Here is a 12,954-nt window from a genome sequence, read left to right on the forward strand (position 1 = left end):
TCCGTGGCACCTGAGCAGGGCCTGTCCCTCTATAACGCCGTTGCGCGCCGGACGTCGGCCGTGCTGATCCGGTCCTATTCGACGTCGTTCGGGCTGGCCTCCCGGCTGTTGCCGGCCCGGACGCGCCTGCAGATTGAAACCGTCTACGCGCTGGTCCGGCTGGCGGACGAGATTGTCGACGGCGTGGCGGCGGCCGCACTGGTGCCCCGCACGGAGATCGGCGGGTTGCTTGATGAGCTGGAGGCGGACACGGAACGTGCCCTGCACACGGGCTACAGCGTCAATCTGGTGGTCCATGCGTTCGCGCTGACAGCGAGGGAAGCCGGCATCGGTACGGATCTCACCCGTCCGTTCTTCGCCTCGATGCGGGCAGACCTGGACCAGGTGGAACACACTGAAGCCAGCTTCAACGAGTACGTCTACGGCTCCGCCGAAGTGATCGGGCTGATGTGCCTGCAGTGTTTCCTCGACGGAGTTCCGCTGCCCGATGACCAGGCCAAGCGGCTGCATGAGGGCGCCCAACGCCTGGGGGCGGCCTTCCAGAAGGTTAACTTCCTGCGGGATCTCGCCCAGGACTTCGAGGCCCTGGGACGCAGCTATTTCCCCGGCGTCACCGTGGCAGCGTTCAGCGAAGCGGACAAGCACCGGATCCTGGACGGGATTGATGCTGATCTGCTGGTTTCGGGTGCCGCGGTGGCGGAACTCCCGGCAAACTGCAGGGCCGCCGTCGCGCTGGCCCAGGACCTGTTCGGTGAATTGGCCCGCCGGCTCCGGAACACACCCGCCGAACAGCTGCGCACCTCCAGGGTGCGGGTACCGAACCCCGTGAAGGTCCGTATCGCAGCGCGTGCGGTCCTGACCCGCCGAGTGGCCGGTCCTGCCGGGCTCCGGCACCACGGCGGAAACCCAGCGGTCCCGGGAAACGAAAGGCAACCATGAGTATGCGTCCGCGCACCGCCGTCGTGATCGGCGGCGGAATTACCGGACTGGCCACCGCGGCACTGCTGTCGCGGGAAGGCCTGGAGGTCACGGTGCTGGAGAAGCAGCCGGAGACCGGGGGACGGGCCGGCAGCTGGGAGACCGGAGGCTTCCGCTTTGACACGGGACCGTCCTGGTACCTCATGCCCGAGGTCTTCGACCACTTCTTTAGGCTGCTGGGCACCTCCGCTGCGGAACAGCTGGAGCTGGTCCGGCTGGATCCGGGGTACCGGGTGCTCTTCGAGGACACCGCCGAACCGGTGGACGTGGCCGCCACCCGGGACGGCAACATTGCGTTGTTCGAGTCGCTGGAACCCGGTGCCGGAGCCCGGCTCGAGGAATACCTCGAGTCCGCCGAAGAGGTCTACGCCATGGCCAAGAAACGGTTCCTGTATACAACGTTCGCCTCGTTCCTGCCGCTGCTGCGCCCTGATGTCCTGCGCAGCGGCCCCCGGCTGGCCAGGCTGCTGCTGGAACCGCTGAGCACCTTTGTTGCCCGGCGTTTCACGGATCCCCGGATCCGGCAGATCCTGGGCTACCCGGCCGTTTTCCTGGGCTCCTCGCCGTTCACCACGCCCAGCATGTACCACCTGATGAGCCGGCTGGACCTGGCCGACGGGGTGCTTTATCCCGTGGGCGGCTTCCACCGGATAGTTTCGGTCATTTCCGACCTGGCGCGGGCCGAGGGCAGCCGGGTCATCACCGGGGCCGAGGTCACCCGGATCCGTACTTCCGCTCCGGCCGCCGCCAAGAACGGACGGCCCCGCTTCCCCCGCCGCAAACCCCGGGCCGTGGGCGTGGAGTACCGGGATGCCGCCGGCTCACTGGTGTCGCTGGACGCGGACCTGGTGGTTTCCGCAGCGGATCTGCACCATACGGAGACCGCCCTCCTGCCCCGGGCACTGCAGACCTATCCGGAGGAATACTGGGAGCACCGGGTCCCCGGTCCCGGCGGGCTGCTGCTGCATCTCGGCGTGCAGGGGCAGCTGCCGCAGCTGGAACACCACACCCTGCTGTTCACCCGGGACTGGGAAGCCAACTTCCAAAAGATTTTCGGCCAGGAGACCTCCGTGCCGGATCCGGCATCCCTGTACGTCTGCCGTCCAAGCGCGACGGACCCCGATGCCGCGCCGGAAGGACACGAAAACCTGTTTGTCCTGGTGCCGGTGCCTTCGGATCCGTCGCTGGGAGCCGGAGGGATTGACGGCGCCGGGGATCCCCGGATCGAGAAGATGGCCGACGCCGTCATCGAGCAGCTCTCGTCCTGGGCCGGAATACCCGATCTGGCCGAGCGCATCATTATCCGCCGAACCGTGGGCCCGCAGGACTTTGTCGCCGACCTCAATTCCTGGCGGGGAACCCTGCTGGGACCGGCGCACATCCTGAAGCAAAGCGCGTTCTTCCGCGGAACGAACGCCAGCCGGAAGGTGGAGGGGCTGCTGTACGCCGGCGGGTCCACCCTGCCGGGCATCGGCCTGCCTATGTGCCTGATCAGTGCGGAGCTCGTGCTCAAGCGGCTGCGCGGGGAAACGGGCACCGAGGCCCTGCCGGAGCCCGCACCGTGGGCGGCACAGGTGTCATCGAGCCAACTGCCGGGAGGGGAGCCCCCGGCCCCGCAGCCGTCGGCAGAGGCGGGAACGTAATGGGCGTCCTCTACCTGCTTTTCCTGCTGCTGTCGCTGGGCTGCATGGTGCTGCTGGATCACCGGTTCCGGCTGTTCTTCTTCGCCAACGCACGGCGGGCAGCCGTAGTACTGGCGATCGGACTGCTGTTCTTCACCGCCTGGGACCTGGCCGGCATCGGCTCCGACATCTTCTACCGCGGCGAGACCCCGTTTATGCTCGGCCTGACTTTGGCACCGCACCTGCCCGTGGAGGAGATCTTTTTCCTGGCCTTCCTTTGCTACCTGACCATGGTGGTCTTCGGTCTGGTGCAGCTGGTTGCGGAACGAACAGCGGAACGGGCCGCGGAACGAACAGGGGAACGGGCTGCGAAACGACACCAAACCGCGGAACAGGCCAGCGAACACCCGGGCCGCAGGCCGGCGGAAAGGACGCAGCAGTGACCTACTGGACCCTCAATGCCTTCTTCCTCGTTCCGGCGGCGCTGATCTGCGCAACAGCCCTGCTGCGTCGGAACCGCCCGCGGTACTTTGCCGCCGCGGCGGCCGTTACCGCCGTCGTCCTGCTGGTCCTGACTGCGGTCTTCGACAACCTCATGATCCGGGCGGGCCTCTTCTGGTACAACGAGGACCGCATTTCCGGTGCCTTTGCCGGCGCCGCGCCGCTGGAGGATTTTGCCTACCCCCTGGCGGCCGTCCTGCTGCTGCCGGCGCTCTGGGTGCTGCTGCCCGGACGTGCCCCCGCCCCGGGAGGCGCCAAGCCGGACACTAAGGAAACGCCGTGAGCACCGCCGCCACCGGAACCAGGGGAACCCTGCGGATGCTGCTGGTGTCCTCGCGGCCGCTCTCCTGGGTGAACACGGCGTATCCGTTCGCCGCGGCGTATCTGCTCACCACCGGGCGGATCGACCTGACCTGGGTGATCGGAACCCTGTACTTCCTGGTTCCCTACAACCTGGCGATGTACGGCATCAATGACGTTTTCGACTACGAGTCGGACCTGCATAATCCGCGCAAGGGCGGAGTGGAAGGCGCCGTCCTGGACGGCGGCTTCCACCGCACTACGCTGTGGGCAGCGGTTCTCACGAACGTGCCGTTCCTCGCCGCCCTGGTCCTGCTCGGAAGCCCGCTGTCCTGGCTCGTGCTGGGCGTGAGCGTCTTTGCAGTGATCGCCTACAGTGCACCCGGGCTCCGGTTCAAGGAACGCCCCTTCCTGGATTCGATGACGTCGAGCACCCACTTCGTCAGCCCTGCCGTGTACGGGCTGGTCCTGGCCGGTGCGGTATTCACGCCGGGGCTTTGGGCGGTGCTGGGGGCGTTCTTCCTCTGGGGCATGGCGAGCCAGGCCTTCGGCGCGGTGCAGGACGTGGTGCCGGACCGCGAGGCCGGCATCGGATCCATTGCCACGGTGCTGGGGGCGCGGCCGGTGGTGGTGCTCGCCGCCGCTGCCTATCTGGCGGCCGGCCTGCTGATGCTGCTGACTCCCTGGCCGGCGATGCTGGGCGGGCTGCTGGCACTGCCCTACATCCTGAACCTGGTTCCGTTCCTGCGCATCACCGACGCCGGGTCGGGCAGTGCGAACGCCGGCTGGAAACGGTTCCTGAAGCTGAACTTCCTCACCGGTTTCCTGGTGACACTGCTGATCATCTGGTACTGGCCTACCCGGTAAGAGGCAGGACACACAGCAGCGGCCGGCCCCCGAAGGGACCGGCCGCTGCTGGTTACTGCTGGTTTAGCGGGTGCTGGAATTACTCAGCAACGCCCACGAACTCGGCCTTTTCGTTGGCCGTGGTCTCGCCCTGAGCCAGGGAAAGGCGCAGCTTCTCGCCCAGGACCGCGTCAACGTTGGTCCAGTACTGGATCGCAGCTTCGCGGATGTGCGGACGCTTCACGCCGGAGATGGCACCGGTGATGGTTTCCAGGAAACGCTGCTTGGCGGCGTCGTCGAAAACCTCGCGGTACAGCGTGCCGGCCTGGCCGAAGTCGCTGTCCTCGGAGTGCAGGGTCGCAGCGGAACGCACCAGGGCGCCGTCGTTCTCCCAGCTTCCCGCACCCGCCAGCGCTGCGTCGGCCGCGGGGCCGCCCAGCGTGTTCGGAGCGTAGACCGGAGTCTCCGGGGAGTTGTAGGAGAAGCGCATGGCGCCGTCCTGCGAGTAGTTGTTAACCGGAGCCTTCGGCGCGTTGACCGGCAGCTGGTTGTAGTTGGCGCCGATGCGGTAACGCTGGGCATCCGGGTAGGAGAAGATGCGGGCCATCAGCATCTTGTCCGGGCTGGCGTCGATGCCGGGAACCAGGTTCGCGGGGGACAGGGCAACCTGTTCGATCTGCGCGAAGAAGTTCTCCGGGTTGCGGTTCAGGGTGTGGGTACCCACCTTGATCAGCGGGTAGTCCGCGTGCGGCCAGACCTTGGTCAGGTCGAACGGGTTGAACCGGTACGTCTTGGCATCTTCGTACGGCATGACCTGCACGTGCAGGTCCCAGGACGGGAAGTTGCCGGCCTCGATGGCCTCGTACAGGTCGCGGCGGTAGTAGTCGGCGTCGGCGCCGGCAATCTTCTCGGCCTCGGCACCGGTGATTTCGTGGTTGCCCTGGTTGGACGTGAAGTGGTACTTCACCCAGAAGCGCTCGCCGGCGGCGTTGATCCACTGGTAGGTGTGCGAGCCGAAGCCGGGCATTTCACGCCACGAGGTCGGCAGGCCGCGGTCGCCCATCAGGTACGTGACCTGGTGTGCGGACTCGGGGGAGTTGGTCCAGAAGTCCCACTGCATGTCCGCATCGCGCAGGCCGGAGCCCGGCAGGCGCTTCTGCGAGTGGATGAAGTCCGGGAACTTGATGCCGTCGCGGATGAAGAACACCGGAGTGTTGTTACCGACGATGTCGTAGTTGCCCTCGGTGGTGTAGAAACGCAGCGCGAAACCGCGTACGTCGCGCCAGGTGTCGGGGGAACCCATTTCACCGGCAACCGAGGAGAACCGCTGGACGGTTTCGGTGGTGGTGCCGGGCTGGAAAACAGCGGCACGCGTGTACTTGGAGACATCCTCGGTGACAACGAACTCACCGAATGCGCCGCCGCCCTTGGCGTGCACGATGCGCTCCGGAATGCGCTCCCGGTTGAACTGCGCCAGCTTCTCGACCAGGTAACGGTCGTGAAGGGCAATGGCGCCGTCGGCGCCGGTGCTCAGCGAGTGTGCGTCGCTGGCAACCGGGGTGCCGGTCTGCGTGGTGGTGAAGTTGGACATACTGGTTCTTTCTCTGGTGCTGACAAAAGGGAGGAAAGGCTTTGGGTGCGTGCTACGAGGCTGCGGCGGCGCAGTCTGTGCAGATCCCGCGGTAGAGCACATCCGCAATCTGGATGGTCATACCGTGTGTGTTTCCGGGGGTGAGGCAGGGAGCGTGGCCGACGGCGCAGTCCACGTCCTCGATCCGCCCGCATCCGGTGCAGATCGCGTGATGGTGGTTGTCATTCACGCGGGTCTCGTACCGGGCCGGAGAATCGGGGGTTTCGATCTTCCGCAGCAGGCCGGTTTCGGTGAGGTCCGCCAGGACCACATAGACGGACTGCAGGGAAATGTCCGGAAGTTCCTGACGCACGCTGGCCGCGACGTCGTCCGCTACCGAGTGCGGTGCGGTGTCAACAGCACGCAGCACGGCAAGGCGCTGCTTGGTGACGCGGCGGCCGTGGGAGCGCAGCTCGTCGGACCACCTGGCGGTGGTTTCCTCTGCAGCTGCGTTTGTGGTCATGTCCAACATCCTAGCCTTATTTTGAATTATTCATAATAAGGATCGCCTAACCTGCTTCGGCGCCGGTACGCTGGCCTTAAAGCGTCCCGACAAGCGTCTCGACGAAACAGGAAGCAGAGGCACAGTGCCTGCAGCAGAAGCTCGAACGGGATTCCAGCGCGTCACGGTAGGGGACACGCACGTGGATATCCGCACCTACCGCCGCTTTGACGACGCCGGAACACCAGACTGGACCGAAACCCGCGCCGAGGTGGTCCTGGTGCACGGGATCGGCGCCTCGGAGCGGTACTACCGCCCGCTGATCTGGGAACTGGCCCGCACCTCCATCGTCCATACCCTCGAGCTGCCCGGTTTCGGCTCCACCCCGAAGCCGCGCCGGCAGCTGCAGATGGAAGAGTTCGGACGCATCGCCGCAGAGGCGCTCGATACCGCCGGCATCCGCGGCGCCCAGTGGGTGGGCCATTCCATGGGTTGCCAGGTAGTGGTGGAGATGGCGCTCGCCGCCCCGGACGCGGCCTCGTCAGTGGTCCTGCTGGGGCCGACCATCAACGACGCCGAGCGCTCCGCCCCGCTGCAGGCACTGCGGCTGATGCAGGACTGCATGGGCGAACCTCCGGCCGTCAATTACATCCTGGTCACCGACTACCTGCGTGCCGGACTCCGCTGGTACTTGTCCACGCTGCCCGTGATGATCCGCCACCGCCTCGAGGAGCGGATCGGCGAGGTAAAGCCTCCGGTCCTGCTGGTGCGCGGCGGGAAGGACCCCGTGGTGCGCGCCGACTGGCTGGCCCGGCTGGCCCTTGCCCGGCCGGGTGCGGTGACGGCGGAAATCCCCGGCCAGCCGCACGTGGTGATGTACACCCGCCCGAAGGAAACCGCCGAGCTGATGCGCACGGCGGCCGCCGTCCAGTGACGTCTCCACGCCCAGGTGTCCGTCCGCGCCGGCAGGGACGGATCTTCCGGTGGGCGCGGCAGGCGCGGGGCTGGGCCTCGGATTATCTATACGTGGCGTACTGGCAGGCGCACGGCTTCATCTTCCGCCGGGACCCGGCGGCGTATCTGCATCCGGAGGGTGCGGTGCGGGCTCCGGTGGTGCTGATCCCCGGCGTCTACGAGAACTGGCAGTTCCTGCGCCCGCTGGCCGACTACCTCTATGAGCGGGGCCATCCGGTGCACACCGTGGCGCCGCTGGGCTACAACCGCGGCTCCATCGAGGACATGGCGGTGCTGGTGGAACGCTACCTGGCGGAGGCGAACCTGCAGGGCGTCCTGGTGCTGGCACACAGCAAGGGCGGGCTGATCGGCAAGCACCTGATGACCCTCCCCGACGGCGGCGCGCGGGTGGACCGCATGATCGCCGTCAACACGCCCTTCTCCGGCTCGGTCTATGCCAACCTGTTTCCCCTCGCGGCGATCCGCGCCTTCTCGCCCCGGGACCCGTTCCTGCAGAAGCTCCTGCGCAACGAGGACGTAAACGCCCGGATCACTTCGGTGTACAGCAGCTTTGATCCGCATATTCCGGCCGGGAGCCACCTAACCGGGGCGCGGAACATCCAACTGGAAACCATGGGGCATTTCCGCCCCATCGGGGATTCCCGGCTGCTGGAGGTCCTGGCGCAGGACCTGGACGACGCCGCGTCCCGGAGCGGCGAACAGGGCTAGGACGCGCCGCGGGCCAGAGCCTGTTCCACGGCCGCCGCTGAGCCGTCCCGCCACGGCTCCCCGTGCCCGGTGAGCAGCAGGGGAGCATCGGCCTCCGCCAGCAGGGAGAGGGAGGCGAGTGCCTGGGCGCTGTCTGCGGTGGCGGCACCCGAAACGATCTGCGGCCCCTTGGCGCCGGTGTAGGGATCGAGGGTGACCAGCGAATCGCCGCTGATCAGGGCCCCGCGGTCCGGATAGTGCAGGGCCACGTGGCCGGCGGTGTGCCCGGGCGTGTACAGGATCCGTGGCCTGCCCGGCAGTGCGTCGCCGGATTTCGGGGTAAGGCTGTGCAGGTCGGTCACGCCGCGCACGTTCAGTGCCCCGGCGAGGGTCATCGCGCCCAGGACGGGAACCGACTTGGGATAGCGCAGCGGATACAGGAACCGGTTGGTCTCGTGCCGGTAGCGGTAGGGGTGCGCGGCAATGTACCGGTCGGCGTCGTGCACCAGGATGGGTGTGCGGTACTCCTGCCGCAGCCGTGCGGCAGTGCCCACGTGGTCGAAATGCGCGTGTGTCAGCACCAGCGCCCGGACATCGCCGGCGCCGTAGCCCAACTCGTCCAGCGCGCCGGTAAGGTGCGGCCACATTCCCGGCAGGCCGGCGTCGATCACCGCCACGCCGTCGTCGTCCTCGACCAGGTAGACATTCACATGGGCATGCTCAATGCGGTGGATTCCTTCGGCAACGTTGCGGGTAAACACAGCGGTTACTCCTTCGGCAGGGTGCGGGGAAATCGGTTTCGTCCCATCCTAAGCATGCTTTCTATTAGGGTGCGCGTGTGGTGCGCCGGAACCGGCCCGGCAGGCCCCTAGACTGCTCTGGTGCCAAGACTGCTCGCTGACCTCACGCCCCTGCGCGAAAGCCCCGAATTCCGCCGGCTCTGGACCGGAACCGCGCTCTCCGCCGTCGGGACCCAGCTCACCCTCGTGGCGGTCAGCCTGGAGGTCTACGAGCTGACGAAATCCAGCTTCAACGTCGGGCTGCTCGGGCTGGTGGGCCTGGTGCCCCTGGTCCTGGCCGGGCTGTACGGCGGATCGGTGGTGGACGCGTATGACCGGCGCAAGGTTGCCCTGTTCTCGTCGGGCCTGCTCTGGCTCAGCACCATCGGGATAGCAGCCCAGGCCTGGGCCGGGGTCGGCAACGTCTGGCTGCTGTACTTCCTCGTGGCCGTCAATGCAGGGGCGGGCGGGCTGAACCAGCCGGCGCGCAGCGCCATCATCCCCCGCCTGGTCCGTCCCGAACTGCTGCCCGCCGCCAATGCGCTGAGCATGATGACCTTCGGCCTGGCCATGACTGCCGGGCCCCTGCTGGCCGGAGTACTGGTGGCCCGGGTGGGTTACGGCTGGACCTACACCATCGACGTCGTCACCTTCACCGCCGCCATGTGGGCGCTGTACCGGCTGGCGCCCATGCTGCCGGTGGGCAAGGTGCAGAAGGCGGGGCTGGGCTCCGTGCTGGAGGGGTTCCGGTTCCTGGGCACCCGTCCCAACATCCGCATGACTTTCGTGGTGGACCTGTGCGCCATGGTGTTTGCCCAGCCCCGTGCGCTGCTCCCGGCGATCGGGGCGCTGATGCTCGGCGGCGGCGCCACCACCGTGGGGGTGCTGCTGGCGGCCACCGCCGTGGGCGCCTTCCTCGCCGGCTTGTTTTCCGGGCCGCTCGGGCTGGTGCGCCGGCAGGGCCTGGCCGTGCTCTGGTCCGTAGCGGCCTGGGGTCTGTCGGTGACGGCGTTCGGCGTCGTGGTGGTGCTGGCCGGCTCCAACGACGGCGCGGTCCCCTCCCGGTGGCTCATTCCCGCGGCGCTCGCGATGGCCTGTGCCGGGATAGCCGATTCCATCAGCGGTGTCTTCCGGTCCACGATCCTGCAGTCCGCCACCCCGGACGCCATGCGCGGCAGGCTGCAGGGTGTGTTCGTGGTGGTGGTGGCCGGCGGACCGCGGCTGGGCGACCTGGTGGCAGGCGTGGACGCCTCCCTGGTCGGGGAGGGCTGGGCGGCAGTGCTGGGCGGACTGATCTGTCTGGCCCTGGTGGCGGTGCTGGCGCGCAGCCAGCCCCGGTTTGCACGGTACGACGCACAGCATCCGGAGCCCTGAACCCTCGTCGGAGCAGGAACAGTCCGGCCCGGTTAAACGTTGAAGTATATGCATTTACCGGACGCTGCGGGCCTGAAAGGGCCTGCCTGAAAGGACTTTGTACCCGTGCACCGACATTTCAACGGCCTCAAGACGGCAGCCCTGTTCGGCGTGCTTTTCGCCGTGCTGCTGGGAATCGGGGCCCTGCTTTCAAGTGGAACCGGAAGCCCGGCGTTTATCTGGGTTTTCCTCGTCATCGGCCTGGCCACCACCGCGTACAGCTACTGGAACAGTGACAAGCTCGCCATCCGGGCAATGCGTGCCGTGCCCGTCACCGAGGCGCAGGCCCCGGAGATGTACCGGATTGTCCGTGAGCTTTCCCTGCAGGCCGGGGAGCCCATGCCCCGGCTCTACATTTCGCCCACCATGGCGCCCAACGCCTTCGCCACCGGCCGCAACCCACAGCACGCTGCGGTGTGCTGCACGCAGGGCATCCTGGCGCTGCTGAACGAGCGTGAGCTGCGCGGCGTGCTCGGCCACGAGCTGATGCATGTCTACAACCGGGACATCCTCACCTCCTCCGTGGCGGCTGCCATTGCCGGCGTCATCACCTCGCTGGGGCAGTTCCTGCTCTTCTTCGGGGGCGGGGACCGGCGCAATGCCAATCCGCTGGCCATGATTGCCATGGCCGTCCTGGCGCCGATGGCCGCGTCGCTGATCCAGATGGCTATCGGCAGGACCCGCGAGTACGACGCCGACGAAGACGGTGCGAAGCTCACCAACGATCCGCTGGCGCTCGCCTCGGCCCTGCGCAAGCTGGAGAGCGGAACCCAGCGCGCTCCGCTGCCGAGCAATGACCAGAAGCTGGCCAACACCTCGCACCTGATGATCGCCAACCCGTTCCGTGCGGGTGTGCGCGGCCTGCTGGCCACCCATCCGCCGATGGCGGACCGCATCCAGCGGCTGGAACGGATGGCCGGCCGCACCCTGGGCGCCTGACGCGGTGCTGATCCGTCATCCGCTGACGAAGTAGGCTTCGAGCATGCGACTGATACTTGTCCGTCACGGTCAGACCCCCTCCAACGTGGAGCATTACCTCGACACCGCAGTCCCCGGACCGGGGCTGACGGAGCTGGGGAGGGAGCAGGCGGCGGCGCTGCCCGAAGCGCTCGGGCACGAACCCATCGACGGGATCTTTGCCTCCAACCTGGTCCGCACCCAGCTCACCGCCGAGCCCCTGGCAGCCGCCCTGGGCCTGCCCGTCCAGATCCGCGACGGGCTGCGGGAGGTCTTCGCCGGAGACCTGGAAATGCGCAATGACCGGGACGCGATCATCACTTACCTGAAAACCGTTTACCGCTGGGTCTCCGGTGACACTGCAGTCCGGATGCCCGGCGGCCCGGACGGAGCCGAGACGCTGGGGCGCTTTGACTCCGTGGTGGAGGAACTGGCTGCCGCAGGGTTGAAATCCCCGGCAATCTTCAGCCACGGGGCGATCATCCGGGCCTGGGCCACCGCGCGGGCCGAGAATGTGGGGCCGGACTTTATTGTGGCGAACGCCCTGAGCAACACCGGCGTTGCCGTGCTCGAAGCGGAAGAGCTGCCCGGCGGCGGCTTCGGCCCGTGGCAGCTGCTCACCTGGATGGGCGAAGCCGTGGGCGGGGAAGCACTGGAGGACTACGGCGACGACGGCCCTGCTGCCGACGACGTCGCGCTCTAAGCCGACGTGCTGCTGTAAACACCGACGGCGCCGTCCCCGCTGCGGGGGAGGCGCCGTCGTAAGTGTTGTGCTGTGACTTAGCGGAAGTTGATGAACTGCAGGTCGACCTCGAGGTCCGCACCCTTGAGCAGGGCCATGGTGGCCTGCAGATCATCGCGGGACTTGGAGCTGACCCGCAGCTCGTCACCCTGGATCTGGGACTTGACGCCCTTGGGGCCTTCGTCGCGGATCAGCTTGTTGATCTTCTTGGCCTGGTCCTGGGCGATGCCCTCCTTCATGGAGGCCTCAATCCGGTATTCCTTGCCGGAAGCGTACGGCTCGCCGGCATCCAGGGACTTCAGGGAGATGCCGCGCTTGACCAGCTTGGACTGGAGCACGTCCAGTACGGCCTTCACCCGGTCTTCCGAGTTGGCCTTCATCAGGATCTTCTCGCCGCTGAAGTCCACCTCCGCGCCGACGCCCTTGAAATCGTAGCGCTGGACGATTTCCTTCTGCGCCTGGTTCAGCGCGTTGGCCACTTCCTGCTTATCGATCTTGCTAACGACGTCGAACGTGGACTCGCTGGCCATTTCGGGACTCCTCTAAGTTGGTGACTTTTCCTGCTACTTAGCGTAGTAGGTCCGCGCCCCGATGGCGCCCCGTTCCCAGCCGGTACACAGCAAACGCCCGGCGTCGTCCCATCGGGGCGGGGAAGGGTGAGGGGGTGGAAAACAATCCCAATGCCGCTTCCCGTCCTTCAGTCCGCCGCCCTGCAGCTGTCAGGATCCGCACCGCGGCCGCCGGGTCCTTCCTGGCGGCAGCGTCAGCAGCGGGGCTTGGAGTCGTCGGTGCGGCGCCGGCTCGGGCCGCGGTCTGCCCCGTGTCGTCTCCGGTATCGTCCGCCGTGGACAGCGCGGCAGAGGCCGCCGGCGTCGACCGCGGACGCGAGGAACGCCTGGCAGGGATCCGTACGGACCTGGGGAACGCCGTCGCCTGGGGATCGGTGACCCAGACCCAGGCCGACCGGTTCTATGCCCAGCTCGAAGATCGAATCACACGGGGGCTGTAGGGGCTCCGATAAGCGGCCCGGGGGCGGTTTACACCCCGCCGGCAACGGCCGGAAACGGACCGGCAGGACTCTG

At 67.2% G+C, this 12,954-nt stretch carries 15 protein-coding genes; 11 read left to right on the forward strand and 4 right to left on the reverse strand.

The window, feature by feature from the left end:
- The first annotated feature begins 3 nt into the window (after nucleotides 1-3).
- Genes NNX38_RS04435 through NNX38_RS04455 form a run of 5 tightly spaced genes read left to right on the forward strand, consistent with a single transcriptional unit; the run spans nucleotide 4 to nucleotide 4,268 of the window.
- Nucleotides 4-939: a squalene/phytoene synthase family protein gene (locus NNX38_RS04435; protein WP_255796933.1), complete on the forward strand. Its 936-nt coding sequence runs from the start codon at nucleotides 4-6 to the stop codon at nucleotides 937-939.
- A gap of 2 nt (nucleotides 940-941) precedes the next feature.
- Nucleotides 942-2,621: a phytoene desaturase family protein gene (crtI, locus tag NNX38_RS04440; RefSeq protein WP_255797013.1), complete on the forward strand. Its 1,680-nt coding sequence runs from the start codon at nucleotides 942-944 to the stop codon at nucleotides 2,619-2,621.
- Nucleotides 2,621-3,043: a lycopene cyclase domain-containing protein gene (locus NNX38_RS04445; protein WP_255796934.1), complete on the forward strand. Its 423-nt coding sequence runs from the start codon at nucleotides 2,621-2,623 to the stop codon at nucleotides 3,041-3,043. Before crtI ends, NNX38_RS04445 begins: the two co-directional genes overlap by 1 nt.
- Nucleotides 3,040-3,384, forward strand: a complete 345-nt coding sequence (locus tag NNX38_RS04450) for a lycopene cyclase domain-containing protein (RefSeq protein WP_255796935.1) — start codon at nucleotides 3,040-3,042, stop codon at nucleotides 3,382-3,384. Before NNX38_RS04445 ends, NNX38_RS04450 begins: the two co-directional genes overlap by 4 nt.
- Nucleotides 3,385-3,419: 35 nt before the next feature.
- Nucleotides 3,420-4,268, forward strand: a complete 849-nt coding sequence (locus tag NNX38_RS04455; RefSeq protein ID WP_255797014.1) for a prenyltransferase — start codon at nucleotides 3,420-3,422, stop codon at nucleotides 4,266-4,268.
- 79 nt (nucleotides 4,269-4,347) lie between these two features.
- On the opposite strand, the gene NNX38_RS04460 is transcribed toward NNX38_RS04455, so the two are convergent.
- Together NNX38_RS04460 and NNX38_RS04465 are read right to left on the reverse strand one after the other, a co-directional pair.
- Nucleotides 4,348-5,838 carry a catalase gene (locus NNX38_RS04460; RefSeq protein ID WP_255796936.1) on the reverse strand — a complete coding sequence of 497 codons (1,491 nt, stop codon included), beginning with the start codon at nucleotides 5,836-5,838 and terminating at the stop codon, nucleotides 4,348-4,350.
- Between the two features lie 52 nt (nucleotides 5,839-5,890).
- The gene (locus NNX38_RS04465) at nucleotides 5,891-6,340 is read right to left on the reverse strand and encodes a Fur family transcriptional regulator (protein ID WP_229950122.1); all 450 of its coding nucleotides are present in this window, start codon (nucleotides 6,338-6,340) and stop codon (nucleotides 5,891-5,893) included.
- Between the two features lie 124 nt (nucleotides 6,341-6,464).
- On the opposite strand from NNX38_RS04465, the gene NNX38_RS04470 reads away from it, so the two are divergent.
- On the forward strand, nucleotides 6,465-7,253 hold the full coding sequence (locus NNX38_RS04470) for an alpha/beta fold hydrolase (protein ID WP_255796937.1): 789 nt from the start codon (nucleotides 6,465-6,467) through the stop codon (nucleotides 7,251-7,253).
- Nucleotides 7,250-8,002, forward strand: a complete 753-nt coding sequence (locus NNX38_RS04475; RefSeq protein WP_255796938.1) for a triacylglycerol lipase — start codon at nucleotides 7,250-7,252, stop codon at nucleotides 8,000-8,002. Before NNX38_RS04470 ends, NNX38_RS04475 begins: the two co-directional genes overlap by 4 nt.
- Here the strand turns inward: NNX38_RS04475 and NNX38_RS04480 are convergent.
- Nucleotides 7,999-8,742, reverse strand: coding sequence for an MBL fold metallo-hydrolase (locus NNX38_RS04480; RefSeq protein WP_255796939.1), 744 nt, complete (start codon nucleotides 8,740-8,742; stop codon nucleotides 7,999-8,001). The two genes, NNX38_RS04475 and NNX38_RS04480, sit on opposite strands and share 4 nt — an antisense overlap.
- Before the next feature lie 120 nt (nucleotides 8,743-8,862).
- On the opposite strand from NNX38_RS04480, the gene NNX38_RS04485 reads away from it, so the two are divergent.
- The 3 genes from NNX38_RS04485 to NNX38_RS04495 all read left to right on the forward strand — a co-directional run bounded on the left by NNX38_RS04485 (nucleotide 8,863) and on the right by NNX38_RS04495 (nucleotide 11,833).
- The gene (locus tag NNX38_RS04485; RefSeq protein ID WP_255796940.1) at nucleotides 8,863-10,134 is read left to right on the forward strand and encodes an MFS transporter; all 1,272 of its coding nucleotides are present in this window, start codon (nucleotides 8,863-8,865) and stop codon (nucleotides 10,132-10,134) included.
- A 105-nt stretch (nucleotides 10,135-10,239) separates the two neighbouring features.
- Nucleotides 10,240-11,112, forward strand: coding sequence for a zinc metalloprotease HtpX (gene htpX, locus NNX38_RS04490; RefSeq protein ID WP_255796941.1), 873 nt, complete (start codon nucleotides 10,240-10,242; stop codon nucleotides 11,110-11,112).
- Between the two features lie 43 nt (nucleotides 11,113-11,155).
- Nucleotides 11,156-11,833, forward strand: coding sequence for a histidine phosphatase family protein (locus tag NNX38_RS04495; RefSeq protein WP_255796942.1), 678 nt, complete (start codon nucleotides 11,156-11,158; stop codon nucleotides 11,831-11,833).
- A 77-nt stretch (nucleotides 11,834-11,910) separates the two neighbouring features.
- Here NNX38_RS04495 and NNX38_RS04500 read toward each other — a convergent pair whose 3' ends face one another.
- Nucleotides 11,911-12,402: a YajQ family cyclic di-GMP-binding protein gene (locus NNX38_RS04500; RefSeq protein ID WP_227933012.1), complete on the reverse strand. Its 492-nt coding sequence runs from the start codon at nucleotides 12,400-12,402 to the stop codon at nucleotides 11,911-11,913.
- 134 nt (nucleotides 12,403-12,536) lie between these two features.
- Here NNX38_RS04500 and NNX38_RS04505 point away from each other — a divergent pair, with 134 nt between their 5' ends.
- Nucleotides 12,537-12,881, forward strand: a complete 345-nt coding sequence (locus NNX38_RS04505; RefSeq protein ID WP_255796943.1) for a hypothetical protein — start codon at nucleotides 12,537-12,539, stop codon at nucleotides 12,879-12,881.
- The last annotated feature ends 73 nt before the right edge of the window (nucleotides 12,882-12,954 follow it).

The sequence above is a fragment of the Arthrobacter sp. zg-Y238 genome, assembly GCF_024385525.1.
Classification (GTDB): Bacteria; Actinomycetota; Actinomycetes; order Actinomycetales; family Micrococcaceae; genus Arthrobacter_B; species Arthrobacter_B jinronghuae.